Annotated in this window: 15 protein-coding genes; 7 read left to right on the top strand and 8 right to left on the bottom strand. The window is 59.2% G+C overall.

What is annotated here, in order from left to right; all coding sequences use genetic code 11:
* Positions 1–114: 114 nt before the first annotated feature.
* Both IH881_11185 and IH881_11180 read right to left on the bottom strand, forming a co-directional pair.
* Positions 115–1,455 (bottom strand): beta-lactamase family protein, encoded by a 1,341-nt coding sequence (locus tag IH881_11185; protein MCH7868250.1) that lies wholly within the window; start codon positions 1,453–1,455, stop codon positions 115–117.
* 214 nt (positions 1,456–1,669) lie between these two features.
* The gene (locus IH881_11180; GenBank protein MCH7868249.1) at positions 1,670–3,961 is read right to left on the bottom strand and encodes a hypothetical protein; all 2,292 of its coding nucleotides are present in this window, start codon (positions 3,959–3,961) and stop codon (positions 1,670–1,672) included.
* Between the two features lie 210 nt (positions 3,962–4,171).
* Here IH881_11180 and IH881_11175 point away from each other — a divergent pair, with 210 nt between their 5' ends.
* Genes IH881_11175 through IH881_11155 form a run of 5 tightly spaced genes read left to right on the top strand, consistent with a single transcriptional unit; the run spans position 4,172 to position 9,654 of the window.
* Complete coding sequence (locus IH881_11175) at positions 4,172–4,888, top strand: polyprenol monophosphomannose synthase (GenBank protein ID MCH7868248.1); 717 nt, start codon at positions 4,172–4,174, stop codon at positions 4,886–4,888.
* A gap of 8 nt (positions 4,889–4,896) precedes the next feature.
* Positions 4,897–6,009 carry a glycosyltransferase family 4 protein gene (locus IH881_11170; protein MCH7868247.1) on the top strand — a complete coding sequence of 371 codons (1,113 nt, stop codon included), beginning with the start codon at positions 4,897–4,899 and terminating at the stop codon, positions 6,007–6,009.
* Complete coding sequence (locus IH881_11165; GenBank protein MCH7868246.1) at positions 6,006–6,980, top strand: flippase-like domain-containing protein; 975 nt, start codon at positions 6,006–6,008, stop codon at positions 6,978–6,980. The genes IH881_11170 and IH881_11165 overlap by 4 nt, the downstream gene beginning before the upstream one ends.
* A complete protein-coding gene (locus IH881_11160) occupies positions 6,977–7,909 on the top strand; it encodes a class I SAM-dependent methyltransferase (GenBank protein MCH7868245.1) in 933 nt (310 codons plus the stop codon). The genes IH881_11165 and IH881_11160 overlap by 4 nt, the downstream gene beginning before the upstream one ends.
* A gap of 8 nt (positions 7,910–7,917) precedes the next feature.
* Positions 7,918–9,654 (top strand): glycosyltransferase family 39 protein, encoded by a 1,737-nt coding sequence (locus IH881_11155; GenBank protein ID MCH7868244.1) that lies wholly within the window; start codon positions 7,918–7,920, stop codon positions 9,652–9,654.
* Here the strand turns inward: IH881_11155 and IH881_11150 are convergent.
* Positions 9,611–10,348: a polyprenol monophosphomannose synthase gene (locus IH881_11150; protein MCH7868243.1), complete on the bottom strand. Its 738-nt coding sequence runs from the start codon at positions 10,346–10,348 to the stop codon at positions 9,611–9,613. The genes IH881_11155 and IH881_11150 overlap by 44 nt on opposite strands.
* Before the next feature lie 341 nt (positions 10,349–10,689).
* Between IH881_11150 and IH881_11145 the strand changes: the two genes are divergently transcribed.
* Complete coding sequence (locus IH881_11145) at positions 10,690–13,368, top strand: MMPL family transporter (GenBank protein ID MCH7868242.1); 2,679 nt, start codon at positions 10,690–10,692, stop codon at positions 13,366–13,368.
* 58 nt (positions 13,369–13,426) lie between these two features.
* The gene (locus IH881_11140; protein ID MCH7868241.1) at positions 13,427–14,383 is read left to right on the top strand and encodes an alcohol dehydrogenase catalytic domain-containing protein; all 957 of its coding nucleotides are present in this window, start codon (positions 13,427–13,429) and stop codon (positions 14,381–14,383) included.
* A gap of 17 nt (positions 14,384–14,400) precedes the next feature.
* On the opposite strand, the gene IH881_11135 is transcribed toward IH881_11140, so the two are convergent.
* The 5 genes from IH881_11135 to IH881_11115 all read right to left on the bottom strand — a co-directional run bounded on the left by IH881_11135 (position 14,401) and on the right by IH881_11115 (position 21,249).
* A complete protein-coding gene (locus IH881_11135) occupies positions 14,401–15,114 on the bottom strand; it encodes a transposase (GenBank protein ID MCH7868240.1) in 714 nt (237 codons plus the stop codon).
* A 233-nt stretch (positions 15,115–15,347) separates the two neighbouring features.
* Complete coding sequence (locus IH881_11130; protein MCH7868239.1) at positions 15,348–17,024, bottom strand: NAD+ synthase; 1,677 nt, start codon at positions 17,022–17,024, stop codon at positions 15,348–15,350.
* 48 nt (positions 17,025–17,072) lie between these two features.
* Positions 17,073–17,540 (bottom strand): MaoC family dehydratase, encoded by a 468-nt coding sequence (locus IH881_11125; protein MCH7868238.1) that lies wholly within the window; start codon positions 17,538–17,540, stop codon positions 17,073–17,075.
* 110 nt (positions 17,541–17,650) lie between these two features.
* On the bottom strand, positions 17,651–19,777 hold the full coding sequence (locus IH881_11120) for an EAL domain-containing protein (protein MCH7868237.1): 2,127 nt from the start codon (positions 19,775–19,777) through the stop codon (positions 17,651–17,653).
* A gap of 77 nt (positions 19,778–19,854) precedes the next feature.
* Complete coding sequence (locus IH881_11115) at positions 19,855–21,249, bottom strand: DHH family phosphoesterase (GenBank protein ID MCH7868236.1); 1,395 nt, start codon at positions 21,247–21,249, stop codon at positions 19,855–19,857.
* Between the last annotated feature and the right edge of the window lie 219 nt (positions 21,250–21,468).

Here is a 21,468-nt window from a genome sequence, read left to right as displayed (position 1 = left end):
TCGGTTCGACTTGGATCGACATCGAAATCGCATCTCCTTGTGGCGCGGAGAGTAGAACCACGGCGATTCCGCTGCCAACGCGAGTCCAGGCATGTGGGCGTGCGGAGCGGAAGCTCAGTAGAAGCTGGCGGCGCTTCGGCGATCGAACCAGGAGCGCGCCCTTGACCACGATGCGTCGAGTTGTTGCACGACCGGTGAAACGTATTGGCCGTCGCGGCGGCTGGCTGCTGCCAGCGCCGCCCCTCCCAACCGCACGATGCGGAGATCGCCGAGCGGCGTGCCGGTCCCACAATTGACCGTCAAGGCGACCGAAAGCTCGCGAACCGGATCTGCCCAGGCTCCCGAGCCGCCGAAACCAAAGTGTCCAAACGCCCGCTTGGGAAAGCCATGGGTTGTCGGCACGCCGTGATATCCCAGGCTCCAGCCCATGTTGATCGGCAGCACCGAACGTCCCTCCGCCTCGGGCTGCGGTTCGATTGCCCGGGCCAGCGTGTCACGCGAGAGCAGTCGCACGCCGTCGATCTCTCCGCCCTGAGACAACGCGGCGTACATCTTTGCCAGGGATCGAGCCGTAAACAGGCCATTGCCCGCCGGGATCGTTGCTTTCAGTGATTCGGCGTCGTTGAAGGAAAAATCGGAAATTCCCTTGGGCGCGAAAGCGTCTATGGCACTCGCAAAATCGAGATCGATCCCAACCATCCCGAATCCGTAGCTCATCAAGGATGTGGCCGTTTCTCCGGCTTCCGACAGCCAGGTCGGGATGGCGTCATGGGGGAATCCTTGAAGCACTCGGCTCGGCCGGGACCAGATCAGTTCGGCCACGCGATGCAGCTCGGTTTCGGGCGCCCCCACGTACATTCCGTCAAGGCCCAACGGCCGCACGATCTCCTGCTGGACAAGCTCTGAAAAGCAACTGCCCGTGACGCGCTGCAGAAGCTCACCGACCAGGAATCCAAAAGTCAGACCGTGGTAGCCGGTTCTTTCGCCGGGTACATGAATTGGTTCCGCGCGTTCGAGAGCGTTGACCATGTAGCCCCAGTCGCGCATGCGTGATGCGTCGTCGATCATCTGCCTGATGTGATAGAGGCCAGCCTGGTGAGTGAGAATCTGGCGAACGGTGATCTCTGCTTTGCCATTTTGGGCAAATTCTGGCCAGTAGTCGGCAACCTTGGCGTCGTAGTCGATCAGTCCCCGATCACTCATCATGTGAATCAGCGTGGACGTCACACCCTTCGTCGTCGAGAAACTGCACGCCATCGTGTCGCGCTGCCAGGGAGTTTTTTCGCGATCGAGATAGCCACCCCAGAGGTCCACGACGCATTTGCCATGGTGGTAGACACAGAGGGCGGCGCCGCCCGTCTGTCGCTCCAGAATACGTTCGAGGATGGTCGCCAGTTTCTGAAAGTCTGGATGGAGCGTGCCATCCAAATGAACCTTTCGGAGCTCGCGCCCCATCACGTCACCTCCGTCTGATCCTCACAATCGTCATCACCAGCGAGTTTCTAGAGGGGGGCGGTGTAAAAATCATAGCGTTGCGGCGGGCACACACACGGGATTATTGAAATAAGATGACGAGAACCACCAAAATTGATGCAACCAACTTCGCTGAAAGGTGAGAAGACGTATTTCCCCCAGAGGGATGCCTGCGACTCGAATGGAGGTCGGCAAATTAGCGCCGAAATTTTGGCACCAACGCTTCAGAAACTTCAACCTGTGGCTCACCCGGCATGCCCCATTCGATCAAACCGGCTTCGAACGGGGTCAGCAATGGAAGCTGTTGAGCGACGCGTCCGAGCGCGACGTTTCTCGCCCCGACCTCCATGCGGCCCGCGGTCAAGCGAGACACTTCGGCGAAAGCGATCGCGAGCTGTTGCACGACGCGTGCATTCGCCTCTTTGGGAAACTTGCGGACGAGTTCCGCAGCGGCTCGATTGGCCTCTTCGGGTCGATCGAGTTTCATGGCGCTGTACACCTGCCTGCGCAGCGATGAATCTGAAACTCGCTTCAGCTGCGCGAGTTCACGCTCCACTCCACCTGCTGCCGAATACGAACCACCCAGGGTATAGACCCAGGCGAGCGCTTCGAGGGCAGCCGCCCGTTCCACCGGGTCAGCGCTCGTGCGCAACGTGATCCTCTGGGCCTGGCCAGGGGTCAATAAATCGTTGGCCAGCGCCCAATCGATGTTGGAAGCAACCGTGGCCGCAACATCGATGCCGTGATGGCGGTCGAACGCGATACCGCGAGCTGCGTAGTAGCGCTCGATCTTTGCAAAATTTTCGTCGTTGCGAGAATGATCGCGAAGGTAGATCGCGTGATTGAGGGACCGGGACACCGGAACCCAATTGGGCATGCCCTCGAGATGAGCGGTCGTGCTCGGTCCCGCGCGGGTCACAAGCCCGACCGGCATTCCAACGCCAAAGAAGAAGTCGATTTCCCGGCTGTCCAGGGTATCGAGATAACTGAAGCGGCCTCCCAACTCCCGCATCCGAGTGATGCGAGTGTATTCAGTGACGACTTCAGGAGGGTAGTGCTCGGTCCGACTGTCTATGTAGGTCGAGAGTTTCGGTGACAACCAATACCCGAGAAATCCGCCCATCCCATAGCTGTTGAACAACCGTCCCTCGACTTCGGCGTCGCGAAGAAATTGGACACCGGCGACGTGGAATTTCCGCGAGAGATAGGGCGTCGAAAAATACTCAGCAACGCTATCGGGCAATCTGTCGGCGGTCGTCTGATAGCCCCCGACCCTGTAAAACTGGATTCCCAAACCGAGCGTCGCAAGGGCAAGTATCCAACACACGATCTCCCGGCTGTCGGATCGCATGCGCGACTGCACAAGTGCACTGCCGAGCGCTCGACCGACAAACAACATCGGAAAGATCGCCAGCCATAGAAAACGAACCGAAACAAAAATCGCCACGATGCTCGCGAGCGAGAGACCGAACGCGATGGGGTCGAATGTTTCGAGAGCTCGAGCCCGCCGGCGCAAGATTGCCCAGATTCCCGCAATCGACGTCAAGCCGAACGCGATCAGAATGCCGTCCATCAATCCAAAGAGGAGTGGACTGACCGTACCCGGGTTGTTCGACGCTACCCATGGATCGAAGTGCGACCATTCATCTTTGACCGACCAGATGGCCGCATCTTGCGAGGATGCAAAGAAGGTGAGGTGTTGTTCGATCCCGCGAGGATTCAACAGCGATACAAAGACAGAAATACCGATCGCCAGAATGAGCGCCAAGGCAATACGGCGCGTGGCAGCCAGGGCAGTGCGACGATCGCCCGCTTCGAACAGATACCACTCTGCACCCGCGCGCAAGCCTGTTCCGAGCAGACCCGCAAACAGGAGCAGGGGAGCGAGTGCGAAGAGCGAGTGTGAATTCGCCCAGACCAACATCATGCATGCAAACGCAAACCACTCACGCCGGGTCGGCACACGATACGAAGCCATGAACAGCATGCAGGTCACAAGCGTTGCGGGGATGCTCAACAGATCGGGACGCAGTTGATAGAGACGAGTCCAGGCCAGGATCGCGAAGGCCGTGGCGATCAGACATGCGACCAGAGTATTGGCGGAAGTTTTCCGCGCGATCGCGTAACCGAATCCAATGATGGCGAGAACTGCCAGGGCATGGGCGACTCGAATGCCGAAGAACCCCGTCGTTCGTTCGAGTCCGTGGAGCAGCACGCCGAAGAGCCATTCGTGTTGGATGGGTGCACTGGCGAGGGCGGTATGGAGCATGGGATCAGCATCCGGCCACAGGCCCTCGAGCCAATACACCTCTCCCATCTTCAGGTGAAACCAGAAATCGTTCGTGAAGGTTGGCGCCGCTGCAAGATAGAGCGAGAGCGCGACTACGAAGAGCAACCCCGACCCAGCGAAGATTACGGCTGCGCAATGCGCGTCGATGCGGCTCTCGGTCTTGCCGTTCTGCGTCGAGCTGTGTGAGGAACCGTCCACTGATCACCCGTTCGCAGTTGAATTTCGATAGAGGCAGAAGCGTAGCGAACGCCTGTGCCGTCGAGGGGCCGCAGATGACAGACATACGCAGAGCAGTTCAAGCAACCGGCAATCGCCATGCGGTTGCGTTGCAACATCACGAACAAGCGCGTCTCATCCGTGCATCGACCGGCGAAAGGACTAAGCTATCGCTCACTCTCGGGAGCACTCATGTCAAGCGTGATCGTCGTCATCCCAACCTACAACGAAGTGGAGAACTTGCCGCTCATCGTTGCGGAAGTACTGGAACAGGATCATCAGATCGAAGTTCTGATCGTGGATGACAACTCACCGGACGGAACGGGAAAGGTCGCTGACGACTTGCAAAAGCGGACGGGCCGAGTCCACGTACTTCACCGGCCCGAGAAAGCTGGACTGGGTTCCGCCTATCGCGCTGGAATCGCGATGGCGCTGGAACTCGGCGCGGAGATCGTGATCCAGATGGATGCCGATTTTTCGCATCCACCCGGGACCATCCCGGAAATGTTGGACGAAATCGAGCACCACGACATCGTGATGGGCTCGCGTTACGTCAACGGCATCACGGTGGTGAACTGGCCGATCGAGCGCATCCTGATCAGCTATTTCGCGGGGGTGTACGCCCGGCTCGTCACCGGGCTGTCGATTACGGATCTAACCGGGGGTTTCCGTTGCGTTCGCCGCGAGTTGCTCGAACAGATTGGCTTCGAGAGCATTCGCTCCGACGGTTATGCGTTCCAGATCGAGATGAATTATCGATTCGAAAAACACGGCGCCCGCATCAAGGAACTGCCCTTTTTCTTTGTAGATCGAACACTCGGAGAATCTAAACTCAGCTTGAACATCGCATTCGAAGCTTTCTGGATCGTCTGGTGGCTGCGCATCAGCGACGCACTCGGTCGCATCTAGGCTTGGCAATGACGTCACCCTGTCGGGTACTCGTCCTCAACGAGCGCGACCCTCAAAACCCCAGAGCTGGTGGCGCGGAGATCCACGTCGCCGAAGTTTTTCGTCGACTCGTCGCACGTGGGTATGAAGTCACCCTCGCCGCTTCGAGTTTTGCCGGTTGCAAAACCGAAGACGAGATCGACGGGATACGGATCTGGCGGCTCGGGCGACTTCGATTTTATTACCCCCGCGTAGCCTGGACTACCGCGCGAGCAACCCGCAACGGCGAGTTTGACATCGTCGTCGAATGCCTGAACAAGGTGCCGTTCTATTCGCCCATCTACTCGGCGGTCCCCGTGTTGGTGGTATGCCACCACCTGTTCGGCGAAGTCGCATTCCAGCAGGTCTCCTGGCCCGTGGCCGCTACCGTTTGGATCACCGAGCGGTTGATCCCCTTCTTCTACAAGCAGCTTCCATTCGTTTCCATCTCCGAGAGCACTCGCTCGGATCTGATTCGGCGGGGAATCGATTCAGACAGGATCCGCGTCGATCACTGTGGAATTCAGCATCCCGAGATCGACACCAAGAGGCCACGCGGAATGCGGGTCGCCTACCTGGGGCGACTCGAGGTGTACAAAAATGTCGACATCATGCTTCGCGCATGCGCTTCACTGGTCGAGCAGTTCCCCGACCTCGAGATCCTCGTCATTGGCCGCGGAGCGGCGCGGGATTCCCTCGAAGCACTCGCGATAGAACTGGGGATCCAAGAGCGCACACGCTTCACCGGATTCATCGACGACCGTGAACGCGACGAACTGATTTCGCAGACTCGTGTGTGTGTATGTCCTTCCGAAAAAGAGGGATGGGGACTCACGATCATCGAGAGCAACGCTCTGGGCACTCCGGTGGTGGCAACCGACGCGGACGGACTGCGGGACAGTGTGCTTGACGGTGAAACCGGCTTCCTGGTCGCGAGTCGCGACGTGGACGGTTTTCGATCGCGCATCGGCGAACTACTCGGCAATGATGCGCTCGCGATCCAGATGTCCGAACGCGCGCTCGCCTGGTCGAAGAACTTCGACTGGGACTCCGCGGCGGACGCAATGGCGGAAACGATCGAAGACGCGCGGCAATCGCAGTGAAGAACAATTTTTCAAAATGGGGCATCCCCTCGGCGATCAGCGCCACGGCGATCGTCTACCTCGCGCGCATCATCGACTTTGAGGGCGTGAGAGCCCACCTCACTCTGAGGGCGGCAGCGATCCTCGTCGCGGCGCTGATCGTTTACGGCGCCTGGAGCCTCCTCATCGAAGCCATCACACTGCGGCGGCTGACACACGTGAGTCGCAGTGACTTCGGCCTGATCACTGCAGCACGGGTCAAGGCGGCAAGCTATCTGGTGGCACTCGTGCACTACGCCCTCGGTGCCGCGACGCTCACGCTCTTGCTCCGTCGTCGCGCCGGTATTGGCGTCGCGAAATCTGCCGGGATCGTCATGTTGATCATGATGTTCGATCTCGGAATGGTGCTCTCGCTAGTGGTCGTCGGCGTCACCCTCGTCTCGGAAACGCAAGTGGAGTTGCAGTTGGGCCTGATCCTCGGCGTCATTGCGTTCATTGCTGGGGGGCTCGCGCTACTCCGCGCTCCCTTTTCGCTCGGTCTCCTCGATCGGATTCGCAATCTCGAGTTGTTCCACACCGCGCGTATGATCGCGACGCGAGACCTGGTGGAGTTGGCCGTACTTCGTCTCGCCTTCGTCATGGGCTTTGAACTCGTGGGCTGGGCGGCGCTGTATGCATTTGAAATCGAGGTCCCATTTGGTGCCTTGCTGGTAAGCTTCTCGGCGGTGGCCCTGGTTGCGATGCTCCCGTCGATCGCGGGCATCGGACCAAGCCAGATCGCGATGGTCGAATTCTTTCGGGCGTACGGCACGGCGGATAACCTTCTGGCCTGTAGCATCGCAATGTCGGCGGGGTTGATCGTGATGCGCGCGCTGATCGGTGTCGTTTTTGCACGCGAGTTCAGCCGTGAGGTCTACGACGCCGCTTGGGATGCGAAAACGTTGTCTGTCAGTACCCTGTCTGAGGATGAACCGTTTGAAGAGGAAGCATGAGTCAGGTCGCGTTTACCGGTGAGAGATTGCACGCGGGGAGTTCGCTGTTTGGCGTCGACCTAGCGCGACACCGCGCTCCCTACCTCTACGCTCTCGACTATGCAAATTCAGGGGCAAATTCAGGGGCAAATTCAGGGGCAAATTCAGGGGCCAATTCCGACTCCGATTCCAGAACCAGTCCCGGCGCTGCTTTGAGCGTCGGATTCGGCCCCCGTAAACGCGAGGAGACTCCGCGAGTGCTCGACCTCGGTTGTGGCTCGGGCTACGGAACTGCCGAACTCGCGGACGCCCTACCCCGGGTCGTCGGACTCGATCGCATTACTCACGACGCAAAAAACTCTCGTGACAACATTGACTGGGTGCGAGCGGACCTCCGCGCCAATCCCCTTGCGCCGGGTTCGTTCAATCTCATTGTGAGTTTTCAGGTCATCGAGCATCTCGACGATCCGCAGGTCTACCTGGAGTCGATCGCACGGCTCCTCGCCCCCGGTGGAACGGCGATCATCACCACACCGAACATCCTGACCTCGGACAAGATCAATCCGTATCACGTACACGAGTACGAATCCGAAGAGCTGCGCGCTTGCCTCGCGCCGTACTTCGACGAAGTGGTGATGCAGGGAGTCGGGCTCTCCAAAGCCGTCAGACCCTATTTCGATGCACGCCTCGAGCGCATCGCCAAAATCATGCGAATCGACCCGCTCGGAATTCGCAATCTCCTGCCCAAGGCCTGGGTCGCGTGGCTTTTCGCAAAGGGGGCGCTTTGGGTTCGGCGCAGCATCCGGAACAGCGACGACGGGTTGCCGAATGCGTACGTTGGCGACTTCCCGATCGCTCCCGCCAACCCGGCAGATATCGATCTATTGGCCGTCTGTCGAAAAAATCTGCGGCGCACCCATACCAAAGCGGCCGAAGGGGTGGCTCCTTGAGTGCGCCCATGCGAACCCCCAGCGGGCCGCACGCGACACTCGATTCCAGCGGTAGCAAACAAAGTTGGGGCAGAAATATCTGGTCGAAGGAAAGTGCCTGCACCCTCGCAGTCCTTGTCTTCGCGGTTTTGCTGCAACTCCAGAGTTTCGATCGCAGCATTGTTCCGATGGACGAAGGACATCTGGCGGCCCTCGCCAGCTGGATGGCTTCGGGGAAGGCTCTCTACCGAGATCTCCATACCGGAATTTTCCCGGGTATCTATCAATTGACGACATTGCTCTTTGCGGTTTTTGGAGACGATCTGCTGGTGACCCGCTGGGCCCAGGTCGCTGTAAATGCCGCGATCGCGGTCTGCCTCTGGCTCACCGGTGTGAGGATCATGCCCCGCGGCTGGGCGGTCGTGGCTCCGGCGCTCTATCTCGCATTGATACCGATGAGCTTCCCCGTGCTGGCCATGTTCAATTACTCATCCCTCGCACTCGCCCTCTGCATGACTTCCCTCTACCTGCTGATCGACCTGCTGGACAAGGGCCGCATGTCGTCTGCCATCGGGCTCGGCGTAACTCTCGCACTGGGTGTATTTTGCAAACAGAACTTCGGCGCGCTCGCGTTCGCCGCCGTTCTGATCGGCCTGCTCTGGAACCGCCGCCACTCTAGATTGGCAGACCGCGGTTGGATCGCCATCTTACTGCCGATCGCCAGTTCGGGTCTCGCGATCACGCTTGTCTTCACCATCTACTTCGTCGCCACCGGCACGTCGATGGATTTCATCAGCGCCACCATGATCCAATTGGGTGGTGATCAGCTGGAATCGTTCAATAATCCGATCCCGCCGGTGCTCGGATATCATCCCCTCGAAGACCCGCGCTTCGTATTTCTCTACTCGCCCCCCTACCTGTTCAACAAGATGTACCACGGCGAACCTCTATTCGGCATTCAGGTCGACACCACCGTGCAGAGCATTGCCATCCGACTCTCCTACGGGATTGCGCTCGCAACCTTGTTCATGACACTTGTCATGGGTTGGTTTCGGGTAGGAAGCAGCAGCGCGCGCGATCGACGCGATGTGCGCGTCGTGGGGATCTTCGCACTGCTCTTTTCTCTCGGGATCTTTCCATCCGCGATCTGGTCTCACCTGGCCTTTGTCCTGCCCCCGATCCTGCTCGCGGCGGGGCTGCTCGCGGCGCGCTGCGACGCGGCGCTCAAGCAGCGCGCCGGCATCGGATCCAATGCCCTGCGTTGCGGGGTTGCCGCCCTGGTCGTAGCCGGCTCGATCGCCGGGGTCGCGGCTTCTGCCGACATCGCGCGTTGGCACTCGACCCCGCTCGAACTTCCAAGGGCCGATCTTCAGGTCAGCCCCGGTCAAGCCGAGCTGTATCGCAACGCCGTAGCCTTTGTGAACCGATGCGCAGCCGATGACGAAGCCATCTTCGTCGCACCCTACATGCCAGTGGTCTACTTCCTTACCGGTCGAAGCAATGTTTCTCGCTACGACTTGACGATCCCCGGCAACGTCCTGGGCCATCGCATCATCGAATCACTCGAATCCTCGCAAACCAGATGCATTGTGTACAACCCGGTGATGTACCCCGAGTTCGCTCCGTTTCGTCAACTCTTTCCAAAGCTCAATCTCTACATCGAGACGAACTATCGGATGATGGAAAAGATTCAGGGCGGCGGTGAGACCTGGTTGGGACTACTCAGGAAGGGCGCTTCGGCACACCGTGCCGCGAAAATGCAGTGACGAGAACACGCACAGCGGCGAAGTAGATTTCAGATGAGTTGATCTTTGAATGACCGGCGATGCGCTGCTCGAAAATGATGGGAACCTCGCCAATGCGATAGCCGGCGCGAGAGACGCGCCAAACCATCTCGTATAGAAATGAGTAGCCGCTGGACTTGACCTGAAACGGGTCAACGGCTTCCAGTACTTCCCGGCGGTAGCCTCGGAAACCCGACGTACAGTCATTGACGGAAATTCGCAGCATCGTCCGGGTGTAAAAATTGGCGAACTTCGAGAGCGCCCGGCGGTGGATTGGCCAGTTCTCGATCCCACCACCGGGCACGTATCTCGAGCCGATCACCATGTCGTCGTGTTCGAGCAAATCGAGCAACGCCGGCAGATATCGCGGATTGTGGCTTCGGTCCGCATCCATCGTGAAGATATAGTCGTAGCCTTCTTCGATTCCGCGAAGAAAGCCCGCGAGATAGGCGGTGCCGAGCCCCAACTTGCCCTCGCGCCGGATCAAGTGGATCCGGGGCTCTTTGGCCTGCGCTTCGGCAACGACGTCACCGGTGCCGTCGGGACTGCAGTCATCCACAACAAGAATCTCGACCTGATCGGATACGGAGAGAATCTCCTCGAACAGGGGGAGGACATTGTCCCTCTCGTTGTAGGTGGGGAGGATGATCAGTGCGCGGCGATTCGCGTTATTCATGTGCGGCGCGCCGATTTGTCGGACATTCATCGGCCTTGGCCATGGCGAGGATCCTATTCTCCAGCCCCAGACTCCGTGATACCAGAAAGAGAAACGCGAAAGAAAAGGGTATCAGGGGATGGAAACGCGCGAACCCCGCGGGGCCGCGGGGCCCGCACTCCGCCTGATGATTCGTGTGATGCCTGCGAGTTGACCCCGCGAACACCCCGCAAACGTTTCTTCGTCATATACGGGTCTGATGATCACCGGCTCGCCACATCACGAGGTTTGCTATCTCATGGGCCTCATGGGCGCCCGTCAGGCCCAAACGCATGATCGAAAAGCAGTGACAGGAGAGAGCGGTGAGTGATCGTCATTCACAATCGATCAGCGTACAAGACCGAATTGACGGCTACCTGTCAGAAAAAATCGTGCGCTGGGTGTCGCTCGTCATGCGGCACGCGCGCCGTTTCGTCGTGGCAATCCTCGTAACCACCCTTGTCCTGCTCGGCTACACGTTCGAAAACCTGAGTATCAACTCTGACGCCGTGAGCCTCATCTCCGAAGATCTACCCGCTCGGATCAATCACGAAGCATTCACCCGTCTCTTTCCAAACCTCGAAAACGCCCTCTTCGTAGTCATCGACGCCAAGACACCGGAGCTCTCCAGGCTGGCGGCCCTCAAGCTCGGGCATCGCATGCGTCGACTTCCAGATTATTTTTCTGACGTCTACGCGCCGGGAGGGGGAAGCTTCTTCGAGCGCAATGGTTTGCTTTACCAGACTCCAGAACAGCTCGACGATTTTGCGGACCAGATGGCGCAAGTCCAACCGCTGATCGCCGCTCTGGATCAGGATCCGAGCCTCGCCAACATGACCAGCTTGCTGACCCAGGGCCTCGAGGCCGCCCGCGACGAAGGCCTGGGGGTCGAGAACTGGCCTTCAGTGCTCGAACGTTTCGGCGACGCGACCCTTGCGGTCTTTACGGAGTTCCCGGTCGCCATCTCTTGGGAAGAGATGCTGCTTGAAGGCTCGGCGATCGAGTCAGTTACCCGCCGGGTCCTGGTCGTTCATCCCATTCTCGATTTCAAGAACGTCTTTTCTGCTGCTCGCCCCATGGAGATGATTCACCAAATCGCAGACGAACTCGATCTCGATCCCGAAGCGGGTGTGGTCGTCCGCATCACCGGAAACCCGGCGCTCAACTACGAAGAAATGTTCGGCATCATCTGGGAGATTGGGATTGGCGGCATCTTCTGTTTCTTCGTGGTGGCGGTAGTCCTGTACTTTGCACTGCGCTCGGTTCCAATCGTCATTGCCTGCCTGGTATCACTGCTCACGGGCCTGATATGGACCGGCGCGTTCGCCGCGATTGCGATCGGCCACCTCAACATCGTCTCGATGTCCTTCGCGGTATTGTTCATCGGGCTCGGCGTAGACTTCGGCATTCATCTCGGGATGTGCTACGGCGACCTGCTGCAGCAGGGTCACAGCCACGAAGAAGCGATGCGCGGATCGGCCGAGAGCGTGGGAAGCTCTCTCTTGATCTGCGCAATGACAACGGCCGTCGGTTTCTTCGTCTTCGTCCCCACCCAGTACCTCGGAATCGCCGAGTTGGGACTGATCGCCGGCGGCGGTATGTTCATCCTTCTATTCCAGACCATGACGCTGTTCCCCGCGATGCTCACGAGCGTGATGCATGTGAGTCCGCAGTCCGTCGCGAATACATCATTCCGATTTCAACATCCCTGGTGGGCGCCGCTCGAACGCATGCCCGGGAGAGTGGCGATCTTTGGAGGCTTGGCCGGCCTGATCTCGCTGGCCGCGTTCCCCTATCTGCGATTCGATCCCAACGTGATCAACATGCGCAATCCCGCAGCGGTTTCGGTACAGGCGTTTGACGATCTGCTCGCCCAGGCGGGGACCTCATCGCCCTGGTTCATCAATTCGGTCGCCCCAAACCTCGAGATCGCTCGTGAGCGAGCCGATCAGTTTGCGGCCCTCGACGAGGTCGAACAGACGATCATCCTGAGTGACTACATTCCCGAGGATCAGGAAGAGAAGCTCGAAATTCTTTCGGACATCGCCTTCATGCTGGAGACGCCGGGCGGTGGGGACGAAACCGACAGCAAACCCTTCTCGGTGGAAATGCAGGTCGCGGCAATCCGCGATCTGCACAGTTTTCTCTCGACCGAGTTCCCCGACAAGCAAAGCCCGCTCACGAAAAGCATGCGCATATTGAACGAGCGACTGGAAGTCTTTTTGGCGCGGGTCGAACAAGACGAATCTCCCGACGACGCACTGGCGAGCCTCGACGACATCTTGCTTTCCAATTTGCCGGATCAAATTGCGCGACTGCACGCATCGCTCAACACCACCGGGATCACGATGAAGGATCTTCCCTATGGCCTCGTGAAGCGGATGCTCACTGAAGACGGCCATGCGCGCATTCAAGTCTTTCCCGCCGAGACCATGCAAACCGAGGCGTCCTTCACCCGGTTCGTCAATGCCGTGCTCACGATCGATCCAAAAGCGGCCGGAGTGGCGGTCAACCTGGTTGGGTTCGCCAAGGCGATACGCGATTCATTTCGCCAAGCGCTGATCTCTGCCATCCTGGTGATCTGGGCGCTGCTTTGGCTTCTCTGGCGACGGCCCGCTCCCATCTTGCTCGCCACCGCGCCGCTCCTCCTCAGTTCGCTGCTCATTTGCGCGATGATGGCGGTGCTCGACCTGCCGTTTCAGTTTGCCAATGTGATCGTGATCCCCCTGCTGCTCGGCATCGGCGTCGATAGCGGCATCCACCTGGTCCACCGCGCGGAAAACCTGAAGGACGATGCCGCCGAGTTGATGGGTACGACCACCGCGAGGGCTGTTTTCTACAGTGCGCTCACGACGACCGTCGCCTTCGGAACTCTCGCCTTTTCCGGCCACAACGGGCTTTCGAGTCTCGGGATCCTGCTGACGGGGGGCATGGTCCTGACTGTCTTTACCAACCTGGTGATTCTGCCCGCGCTGCTCAAACTTCGTCGCTTGCGAAGCTGACCGAACGCTGAGCGCAAAAGCTGCGGACCAAGATCAGATCCACGACGGGGTCAAGCACATGCGAGCACTGTATTTTGACGGCGAGCAAGCGCGGGTGGTCGAGCGGCCCGATCCAGTTCTCGCGGGACGCGTCGGCGTTCGAGTCAGTCTCGCCGGCGTCTGCGCCACCGATCTTGAAATCACTCGCGGATACATGGACTACCGCGGAATTTTGGGTCACGAATTCGTGGGGTGCGTGGAAGAAGGCCCCACCGAATGGATCGGATCTCGGGTGGTCGGAGAGATCAACATCGCGTGCGGCACCTGCGCGAGTTGTCGCCAGAACCTTGGGCGCCACTGCCCCAACCGAAGCGTGATCGGCATTCTGGGTGCAGACGGCGCCTTCGCTGAGCGCATCGCCATGCCGATTGGCAATCTACACCGAGTTCCAGACTCGGTACCCGACGAAGCCGCAGTCTTCACCGAACCGCTCGCGGCAGCATTCGAAATCCTCGAACAAGTCAAGCTTCGACCCGAGCACCGAGTATTGGTCTTCGGCGACGGCCGCCTGGGCCTGCTCATCAGTCAGGTCATGCAGACGACCGGAGCCTCGGTCACGACGATCGGAAAACATCCCGAGAAACTCGCACTGATGGAAGCTCGAGGCATCGCAACGTGTCTACTCGCAGATTGGGACGCAAGTTCCGAGCTGGGCGACATCGTGGTAGAAGCCACGGGCAGTTCGGCGGGCTTCGCCCGGGCAATCGCCGCGACTCGGCCACGCGGTACCATGGTGCTCAAGAGCACGGTTGCACACCCCGAAGCAATCGACCTCTCTCCGCTGGTCATCAACGAAATCCAGGTAGTGGGCTCGCGCTGCGGACCCTTCGCCCCGGCGCTTGCGGCGTTGGAGGATGGAAGTGTGGAGGTGGAAGCGATGATTGCGGAGCGTTACGGGCTGGAGCAGGCGGAGGATGCTTTGGCGAAGGCAGGGGAAGGCGGGGTGTTGAAGGTATTGATTGATTGCGGGGGATAGTGGGGGGGGGAGAGTTTTCAGCCAGGTATTGCGGAGAGGTTGATTAGGCCTCGTCTGCGCCAGCCTTTGCTGAGGAGCCAGCTTGCTGCCTTGGCGACTCCTATATCTTCTTCCTGGGTGGATGCCTTCACTCGCAAGCTCTTTGAGCTTGCGCGCCAGCCGTCGAACTGGCTGCCCGAAGAGGCTTCGTCGATCTTCACCTGCGGCGCATGACCGTTCCGCTGTTTGAAGTGCTTTCTAATATTGAGAAGTACGTAGCGAAGCGCGTTGCGCACCTGCTGGGGCGAAGTGAGAAGCTGAACGTGATAACGCCCTGCAATCACCTTACCTGTGCGCTTGAAGACACGATTCACAGCCAGTGCAAAACGAGCCGCAATCGACTTCATGCCCCGAGAGAGGGCATCCTGAGACTCCGCCTCAACGATCATGTGAAGATGATTGTGCTGGATGGAATACTCAACCAACCGAAAGTCGCCGCGCTCACACCCCTGGGCGAAGGTCTTGCGCACTTCCATTACGAGTGATCGTTGCCGAAGGTTCGAGAGCCCCTTCACAACACGCAACGTCACATGGGCCGGAGTAAGTTTATGAAATCCAACTCGCTGTCGATGAGGTTCCTGGCCCCGCCCAACTCGCTTGGCCCCAGCCCCTTTGCGCGGGCCGCCATGCCCAGAGGTCATTCTCTCCTGCAAGACATAGTCAGCGAGTTCGAGCTGCTTGATTACTGCCATGCCTGTACTATAGCAGGACCAGCGCCCCGGTCAACCTAATAATGCGTCAGATAAATAAAATAAACAAAACTACAATTCGCGAACTTTGATTCACCTCCGTCCGCGCCGCCGCCATACCCGTCAACAACTACCACCTCCACAACGACCCTTCCCCTCAATGCCCAAATGGCAACACGCTCAGTAGAAGGAAGCTCCCGAGGCTCACCCCCAAAGCCCCGCAACAGGACAAAGACTCACCGCAAATATCGATGAACAATCGGCATGCGGCGCCCTGTACCGAAAGCCTTCGCTGTAGTGCGAAGCACGAGCGGCGCCTGCCTGCGTTTGTATTCATTGCGATCCAGTCTTCTTATTGCTTTCTCAGCGACTTCCGGTGGACATCCATCGGGTATCTGAACACTTGTCGCTCCCAGTTCTCCTTCGATGCACTGTTCGAGTAGTGAATCGAGGATGTCGTAATCGGGCAGGTCGTCGCTGTCCAGTTGGTCTGCGGCGAGTTCGGCAGAGGGTGGTTTGGTGATGGTGTTTGCGGGGATGTGCGGTTGCTTGCGGTTTGCGTGGCGCGCGATCGCGTAGACGTCGTGTTTGTATACGTCTCCGAGCACGCACAATCCCCCGACCGTATCACCGTAGAGAGTGCAGTAGCCGACGGAAAGCTCGCTCTTGTTTCCAGTGGCGAGAACCAGGCGTCCTTCGTGATTGGACACCGCCATCAAGATGGCCCCGCGAATCCGCGACTGGATGTTCTGCTGGGTGAGTCCGTAGTCGTCCTGTTCGCCGAAGAGTCCCGCGAACACGCTTCTGTAGCCTTCGTAGATCGTCGCGATCGACACCTCGCGCACTTCGATCCCGAGCAACTCTCCGAGCGCGTGGGCATCATCGACGCTGTGGTCTGACGAGTAGGGGCCCGGCATCGCGATCCCAAGCACTCGATCGGCTCCCAACGCCTCTACTGCGAGATGGGCGGTGACGGCGGAGTCGATCCCGCCCGAAAGTCCGATAACGGCGCCGGGGGGCAGCTGTTGTTTGTGGAAGTAGTCGCGGATCCCGAGCACCAACCCGGCTTCGAGTTGGGCGGCGTTGTCGAGATCGACCACGTCTACTACGTCATCAACAACGTCGTCGACCGGATCGCTGATCGAACCGCCGGGCATTTCCATATCGACAAAGGAAAGGCCCGACTCAAAGCTCGGCAACAGGCCCGAGATGCGTCCGCTCGCATCGGTTACAAAGGATCCGCCGTCGAAGATCAGTTCATCGTTGCCCCCGACCTGGTTGACGAACACGATGGGGACCTGGTGATTCCTGGCGAGGTCGACCAGCATCTGCCGTCGCTCTGCCGCTTTGCCCGCATGCCAGGGTGAAGCCGATGGATTGAGGATCAGTGAAGCGCCCGCCCTGACCATCTCTGCGACGGGATTGATGTCGTAGGGGATTTGTTCGCACCAGGTATCCTCGCAGATCGCAATTCCCAGGGCGGTCCCATTGACCCGAGCGATCTCGCGTTTTTGCGACGGGGCGAAGTAGCGTTTTTCGTCGAACACGTCGTAACTCGGCAGCAGTGTCTTGGATTGGATGTGGACCTGCTTGCCGTTCTCGAGCAGAACGCCCGCGTTGACCAGGTCGCTTGCGCCGGATGGTCGCCCGTCGTTCTCTCGCAGCACCGCACCGAGGGCGATCGCGATCCCGTTCGAGGCCGGCAACAGGTTCTCGAGCTCCTGCAGTTGATCCCGCACAAAGCCGTCCCGCTCGAGCAGGTCCATGGGCGGGTATCCGGTGAGCACCATTTCGGGCAACACCACCAGGTCTGCGCCCGCACGTCGTGCCTTGTCGGCCGCTTCCTCGACGAGTCTGCGGTTGCCGACCAGGTCGCCGACGGTGGGATTCACTTGGGCCAATGCGATCTTCATCGCGGGTGAGCATACCTTCGATCGGGAGTCTTCGGGGCTGCTTGGCGGCTACGGAAAGTAGACGTAGATCGCGTCGGCGGTGCAGCAGGGCCTGGTCGTGTTTTCGAGATGGATTTTGACTGCGAACGTGACCCGCGCCGCACCACCCGGGACATTGCGGACGTGCTTGATCTCGGCGGAAAGACGCACTCGCGCGCCCGCGGGAACCGGAACCGGCAGACGCAATTTGTCGATGCCGTAGTTGATGGTGCGCGACGCGTTCTCGACTCGGACAATTTGTGGCAGCAGCGTCGGGGTCAGGGAGAGCGTCAGGTACCCGTGGGCGATGGTGCCGCCAAAAGGCGAATCTGTCTTTGCGCGCTCGACGTCCACATGGATCCACTGGTGATCGCCAGTCGCCTCGGCGAAGTGTTGGATCTGTTCCTGGGTCACAGTGATCCAGTCGCTCTGGCCCAGCGGCTTGCCGATGTAGTTCTTGAGGGAGGCGATGTCGGGAATGACGATGGGAATGGCCATGGTTTCCGGGGGGTTCCTTGCTGCAATGGTTCGCGGCACCGCGACTATAGCTCCGCCGTGTGAGCGTTCCAGCGCCGCTTTGTCGACGAACGCACGCGTTCTAGTGCAGTTCAGCGAGTCGGTTCCATTTGCAGGAACTTGGTGAACTCGTCCGGTGGGACGGGTTTGCTGAAGAGGTAGCCCTGCATCTCGTCGCACTCGATGCTGCGCAGAAAATCGCGCTGCTCCTGGGTCTCGACCCCTTCGGCGATGACGAGCAACTTGAGTACGTGGGCCATGGCGATGATGGCTTCGACAATTCCGTTGGCGTCTGGATCGTCGGGCAGATCCATCACGAACGAGCGATCGATCTTGAGGGTGTCGAGGGGAAGTCTTCTCAGATAACTCAGCGACGAGAAGCCGGTGCCAAAATCGTCGAGCGATATTCGGATGCCGAGTTCGCGAATTTGTTCGAGCGCACGGGTGGTTTTGTCTTCGTCTTCGAGCATGGCGCTTTCGGTGATCTCGAGCTCGAGAAAACGTGGATCGAGTTGAGTTTCTTGCAGAATATCTTTGACGACTTCCAAAAGATTAGTGTCCGAAAACTGCCGACTCGACACATTCACCGCCACCGGGATCGGCTTCAGTCCGCGGTCCTGCCATGCCTTGTTCTGCCGAGTGGCTTCATGCAGAACCCATTGACCGATCTTGGAGATGCAGCCGATTTCCTCGGCGAGAGGAATGAACTCATCGGGGGGAATCAGGCCGAGGTTGGGCTCATGCCAGCGCAACAGCGCCTCCATCCCGACTACCTCTCCAGATCGAAGATCGCACTTCGGTTGATAGACCAGATGCAAGCTTCCATGGTCCACTGCTTCACGCAGTTTGGATTCGAGCACCAGCCGGCGTAGCGAGGTCTGATTCAGTGACTCGGTGTAGTACTGAAAATTGTTTCCGCCCTGGGACTTGATAAAGGTCATGGCCCGGCCCGCTTGACGCAAGAGCGATTCGGAGTCCTGGCCGTCGAGCGGATATACCGATATGCCGATGCTGGCCGTCAGGGTCAAGTGTTGTCCGTCGACTTCGATGGGCTCGGGTATCGCCTCCAGGATGCGCTTTGCGACTCGGCCCGCGTCCGTGGGATGCGCAATCCTGGGAAGGAACAGCGTAAATTCGTCTCCGCCTACCCGCGCAACTTCTGCGCTGGGGCCAGGGGACAGGGTGCGCCCGACGCAATCACTGGCTCGCACCTGATTGTTGACCCGATCGGCGACGACCTGCAGGATCCGATCGCCCGCGGTGTGACCAAGGGTGTCATTGATGACCTTGAAACGATCGACATCGAGGATCAAGACGGCGACGAGATTCTTGCTCAATTTCGCGTGTTTCAGTGTGTCGACCAGGCGGGCGTTGAACTGTCTTCGGTTCGTGAGGCCCGTCAATCCGTCGAAATTGGCGAGATAGCGAATTTGATCCAACGCCCTTGTGTGATGGGTGTTGTCTTGAACGATGCAGGTCACGAGGCTGCGACCGATTCCATCGTCGAGAAGTTCGCCGCAGTAACGTACGTGCCGCACCTGTCCGTTGGGCAAGATCAGCCGGTGGTCCACGGTGAAGCTCTTGCCGGCGTCCAACGCTTCCTGGCTGACGGTGACCACGCGTTCTTTATCTTCGGGATGAATCATGTCGGTGAAGAGATCGGTTTCGGAATTTCCTGCACCTACGTCGAGATCCAGAATCGAGCACAACTCCTCGGACCAACGCGTCTCTGTCGTCTCCGGGTCGTAGGTGAAGCTGCCAAGCTTCGCGATGCGCTGTACGGTCGCCAGAGACGCGCGGTTGAAGCGCAGTTCACTCAAGCCACGACTGGTGCGCACCAGGTGATCCGCTCGGTGTGCGAAGTGAACCCAATTCACGGGTTTCGCGATGAAGTCGGTGGCGCCGGCTGCGTAGCCCCGAGCCACGGCATCCTTCTCGACGCCACCGGTGACGAGCAGAATTGGAAGCATCATTTCGTCAGCAACTTTGCGCAGCTCTCTGCAAACCTCGATGCCGTCGATGCCCGGAAGACGCACGTCGAGCAGTACGATGTCAGGTTGCACTTCGCTGAAGATTTCGAGCGCTTCCTCGCCAGTTTTGCAGGTGTAGACCAAGAAACCCGAAGCCTTCATCGTCTTGTTTGTCATGAGCAAGAAAGTGGCGTCGTCGTCTACGACGAGGATTCGCGGTGTTCTATCGCTGTCTAGCGGGCCAAGCATGGACGCTCCCAATCCTACTAATCGGAATTTGTAGAATTGCGCTTGACCCGATAACGGAAATTAGCTGGATGGGTTGGCTACGCGTTCTCACCGTGAATTGCAGCGATGAATGCATCGTGAAGCGCTCGACCGATCGTCGCGCGATCCGCCTTCTTGTAGACCTTGCGGAAGGCCTTTAGCGGAATGATGCCCTTGGCCATCGAACGATGCCCGCCGCCAACACCCAGGTCTTCGACTACGGCGCGCACGACATCGCCCGCGGCGCGTACATAGCCGACGTTGCGCACTGAGAAGACGAGATTCGATCCGACAATGCCAGCGGCGATCGCCCATTCGGCGCCTTCGGCCTGCAGGCCCATGTCTGCAACCTGCGGGATTACATCTTCTCGAACGCGACCGAGCACGAGGATGTGGATCCCATCGCGCACTTCGGCGTGACTCAGCGCGCGTCCCAGGGCGCGAAGCCCGTCGAGGGGCAGCGCCGGTCGTTCGATTCTGCGCAGCAGTGCGGGGCTATGGGATGCGTGAAGGTAGGCGAAGGACAGCATGTCGTGCGGGCTGGTTTCGCGGCCGAGCAATTGAGTGTCACTCTTGATGCCGTAGAGCAGGGCGGTTGCGAGTCGGGGTCCAATTTCAATTCCCGATGCCCGCAGATACTCGGTGAGAATGGTCGCAGTGGCACCGTAGCTGGGACGGATGTCCTTGATGACGCTGTCGTATCCAGTGCGCTCGGGATGGTGATCGATCACGACGTCCACCGAACGCAACCGGGGAGGCGGCTCATCGCCAAAGACGTTCGGTTGAACGTCGACCAGCATCAGGCCGTCGAATTCATCCAGTTCTTCGGGCGAGATGGTTTGAATGTCGATGCCGAGTGCCCGAACCAGGGCGCGATTTTCGGGTCGTTGGACTTCCCCGAACGACACCAACGGTGCCGTGGTCTTGTTGCGGCCGAGGATGACACGCAGGGCGTAGCCGCACGCGATGCCGTCCGGATCGGGATCGGGTTGCAACAACACCGCGACTTTTTCGCGCGGTCCGAGAAGTTCTCGCAGCCGGGCCACCCGTTGAAGATTGTCCAGGTGGTCGAACTCCATACTGATGTCGTCGCGGATCAGGGTCTTGAGCCCGGCCAGTCGCAGACACGGGTGATCGGGAAGATCTTCAACGCTGAGCATATCGGTCAAGAGCAGGATCGGGGATTCGGGCGCTGCCTTGGCGATCATCGGAATTGCCGTGCGAACCCAGGGACCATCGTCACATACGAGTGCGAACCCCTCGCCGGGCTGCGGGTTGAGTTTGCTGATGGCGTCGACGCTCAACCCGCCCGATAGCGCACGGAACCCGGGCGGACGCAGGTTCGACTCTTCCTCGCGCGGAACCCAGGTGAGCTCTTCGTGATCGAGTTTGCCAATGCGCGTCCACAGGCGCGCATTGTCAGCTCCGTCACAGACGATGATGCGGCGTCGCACGATCCCCCTACCCCGTACTCGTAGTTCGCGGCCACTTCTCCCGCCCGAACGGGTTGCCAAGACAGGGCACCACGTGCTGGCGAGGACATGTTGTCGGTCGTCTATCGGTCGCTAATGCGAGTGGCTGTGGCACAAAGTCCAAGCGATTCGACCAAATGAGGAAAATTCAAGGGGGAGTGAAATTGAAACCCGATCGGCGAGTCTAGCCTGAAGTGTCGA

The sequence above is a fragment of the Myxococcales bacterium genome, from assembly GCA_022563535.1.
Classification (GTDB): domain Bacteria; phylum Myxococcota_A; class UBA9160; order UBA9160; family UBA4427; genus DUBZ01.
This window is presented reverse-complemented; position numbering and strand designations above follow the sequence as displayed.